Origin of the sequence: Microcoleus sp. PH2017_12_PCY_D_A (genome assembly GCF_020738565.1) — a bacterium.
Classification (GTDB): domain Bacteria; phylum Cyanobacteriota; class Cyanobacteriia; order Cyanobacteriales; family Microcoleaceae; genus Microcoleus.
The window spans coordinates 1-3,189 of the sequence record NZ_JAEQCI010000232.1 but is presented as its reverse complement, the minus strand read 5'-3'; the positions used below and the strand labels follow the sequence as shown (position 1 = coordinate 3,189).

The window sequence follows — 3,189 nt, the reverse complement described above, 5'->3', positions numbered from 1 at the left end:
CTAAGTCAATTCTAATTGGCTCAAGCTCATACAAGTCGGTGCTCGCTGTTTTTTAACAAGTTGCTCTTTTATCTATAAGAGCAACTTGTTAAGAAAAAGATAAGGATAAAAAGCCAGCAAAATATTATTTAAACTAAGGTTAGTTTTGAATAAACAATAAAGCGGAAGCCTCTGTGACAAATATTGTTGTTAATGCCAACGGAACGATAAAGGGCGTCAACTCTGCTGGCGCGGCAACGCCGGGCGTGGCAACTCTGGGGGGAATGATTTATCAACTGGCGGTGCTGGGAGTAAGAGGGCAGGCAGATTCGGCGATAAATCCTACCAAACTCGATTATCTTTCCCTAGCTGAAGACAGGGAAGAAAAAATCCAGGGAGTCGCCAACAACAATGGCGGGGTAGCGAACATCAGTTTCACTTCCCCGGTGCGGACAGTAGCGTTGCCCTTCGCTCAGCCGGCACAGGTTGTCGTACCCGATTACTTTGCAGCGCCTAGCATCGGTTACACCGCCGGCACAGGAGGGACACCGACATTTACCAGCGGCAATTGGGCGACAGATTTAGCTGACGCGATCCGCCTGCTGCACTTGCTACAGTTAAACATTGAAAAAAACCCCCTCAGCTTGACCCTTGTGGAAAGCTGGCAAATTGCCAACTCACGAGCGCCGGCGACCCTTGATGCAGAGCTAACTGCAACAGTAAAAATTCCGTTGCAATCGTTTTCTGACGGGCTCGGCGGGTGGCGTTACGTAGGCCTTTCGCCGTTTGGGAATTTAGTTTAATGGCCGAGAATAAACTGTCGGGGACGCGAACATTTCGCCGATCGATAACCAGCGTTGACGGCACTAACATCGTCGAAATTCTGGCTCTCCTGAACTTGTGGTGATAATTTTATTTAATCAGAAAAGCAAGCTAATACGCGATTTCTGAAATTATTAAAATTAGAAAAACCATATCCTTGCCGCATTATCAACTTAATTCGATTGTTGATTCCTTCCATGACTCCACTTGTTGTGCGATTAAGAAAGTAGTTGCAAATACCCTCAAAATGATTATCAATTGTTGATGCAGATTCTCTAAAAAATACTTGTGCACGATTTAGCCATTCTTTGATTTTGTTCTGCCCTTTTTTGACTGTCAAATTAGTTTCATATATTTCTCTAAATTCTTCTTTCATCTCATACGCAATTCTCAAGCATTCTGATTTACCTAATATCAATTCTAATTTATCAATCTGCTCTGGTTTCAAATTTACTCGATTACTTAACAATAAATATTTACTTTGTCTATCTGTTATTTTGGCTGCTCTACGTAATTTATTTAAGTCTTTATTAACTATTTTCATTACATGAAAACGATCGATAACAACTTGAGCATTTGGAAATACTTTTTTGATAACTTTAGGGAATCCTCCCCACATATCAACACTCACCTCTTCAACTTGTTCTCGAACCTCAATTGGTTGTTGCATAAGGACTTCAATGATTTCTTCATTTTTATGAGAATCAATCATTTCAATTAAATTACCTTGGCAAATGTCACTAACGACAGTCACAAAATTTCCTTGACCTTTCTGCATACTTATCTCGTCTATAGAAACTTTTTTAACCTGTTTCCAATCTATTTTTTTTTTGAACTTTATTTCCTCGAGCAAATATTTCTTTTATTTCGTGATAGCTCAGTTCTTCTTCTCGTCCGATTTGCTCCATGCTCGATTGTTTGACACGCTCATAAATATTTTGTTCGTATCGTTGAGTATGCCGTCTTTTGATATCCAAAAAATCTATTCTTTCTGTGGGATACCGTTGGCAACTAGGACAATAAAACTGCCGTCGTGGGATTTTTAGATACACAGGACGACCAAATACTGGTAAATCTCTTACTAAAATTGGTCTATTCTGATGCAGTTGTTCGGTATACTGTTGACAATGATGACAAACTATACCTTCTCCTAAAATTCTCAGTCCCAATAAGATTCTTCCCTCAATTTGAGTACAACTTTCAACCTTCACTCCAGGCAAGTCTAATATATAGTCCAAATAAAAGTCCATGACAGTAAATGTATTATTTGTTACATTATACACCATAAAGTCAGGAGAGCCGAAATTCTTCGATGCTCGGATGTTTTCGCGCCGTATTCTAGCCTAGAATCAACCTATTTTCTAGAAAGAAATTTTTATTTAGAAGCCTTAAGCGGAGCGGTTTATATCGCTTCAAAAAAGCAAGCTCCGTTTCCCAACATTTTTCCCGAGATGAACACGGCAGAAAAAATTGCCGCGATGTTGGAAGTAGAGAATAAATTTCCTTTTGTGGGCTTGAGGTTCCACGCTCGCAAAGGCGCCGGGGCGTGGCAACCTTTAGCAACAAGCTTGTTGCAAAACCGAGGCAGAGAGACGACAATACCGTTTCTCATCCCTTATTTGACGGTCAATCAACTCAAATTGCTGTCGCCAGATGACATTCTGGGCGTTTCGATCGTCAACTACGGTCACGGCACGCTGGCAGCCGGCGATTACATTAATTTAGAAGGTGACTTTAAGTTTGAAATTGACTTAATCCCCAGGCCTGTTGCGAGAACTGTTGGCGTTGCGGTGCCCTACGGAATTGATATCGGATTAACACCAATCCGCTTTAGAAGCAGCAACACAAATAGGGCGCTGCTCTACGCTACCAACGCAGGAAATTTTAATATTTGGATTGCAGGAACCTCTAGCGGTTTAGCGCCGGGAACGGGAATGCTTTTAGCTGCTAATGGCGGCACTTTAAGTCTCGGGGAAACCGACAACCTCAACGGCGAATTGTGGGCTGTTGCTGAGGGCGGCACGAGTCGGGTTGCGGGGGTGGAAGCTTCCTATGCCTAGCCGCGTTTCCTCGAAATCATCGCTTTCCCCCAGCAGCACCCAAGGATCGAGCGCGATCGACCTCGGCAAAGATTCCGGTGTCGATATGGGGAGAAAATCGCAGGTATCCGCCAGCAGCGGGGGAATCGGCGTCACCCAAGAAGTGGCTAATATCGGAGGGGTAAACGTTACTGGCGGAGTGAGTGTTGATGTCAGCCCGATCGGTATTGACATCAGCGGCAATCCTAACTACGAAGATCCTTCAAAAAGCTCAATTTCTATCGGTGCTGGTGCAGAAATTCCGGGTGGAATTTTAGGCGTTAGCGGGGGAGTCACGATTAATACGAGT

At 43.1% G+C, this 3,189-nt stretch carries 5 protein-coding genes; 3 read left to right on the top strand and 2 right to left on the bottom strand.

Going from position 1 to position 3,189, the window contains the following annotated elements; translation table 11 throughout:
- Positions 1-173: 173 nt before the first annotated feature.
- Positions 174-782 carry a hypothetical protein gene (locus tag JGK39_RS33040; RefSeq protein WP_293261918.1) on the top strand — a complete coding sequence of 203 codons (609 nt, stop codon included), beginning with the start codon at positions 174-176 and terminating at the stop codon, positions 780-782.
- 113 nt (positions 783-895) lie between these two features.
- Here the strand turns inward: JGK39_RS33040 and JGK39_RS33035 are convergent, their stop codons facing one another.
- Both JGK39_RS33035 and JGK39_RS33030 read right to left on the bottom strand, forming a co-directional pair.
- Complete coding sequence (locus JGK39_RS33035; RefSeq protein ID WP_293299008.1) at positions 896-1,579, bottom strand: ISL3 family transposase; 684 nt, start codon at positions 1,577-1,579, stop codon at positions 896-898.
- 25 nt (positions 1,580-1,604) lie between these two features.
- Complete coding sequence (locus JGK39_RS33030) at positions 1,605-2,039, bottom strand: transposase family protein (RefSeq protein ID WP_293299005.1); 435 nt, start codon at positions 2,037-2,039, stop codon at positions 1,605-1,607.
- Positions 2,040-2,252: 213 nt separating this feature from the next.
- Here JGK39_RS33030 and JGK39_RS33025 point away from each other — a divergent pair, with 213 nt between their 5' ends.
- Positions 2,253-2,861, top strand: a complete 609-nt coding sequence (locus JGK39_RS33025) for a hypothetical protein (protein WP_293299003.1) — start codon at positions 2,253-2,255, stop codon at positions 2,859-2,861.
- A partial coding sequence (locus JGK39_RS33020) for a hypothetical protein (protein WP_293299000.1) occupies positions 2,854-3,189 on the top strand: 336 nt, incomplete at its 3' end. The genes JGK39_RS33025 and JGK39_RS33020, both read left to right, overlap by 8 nt.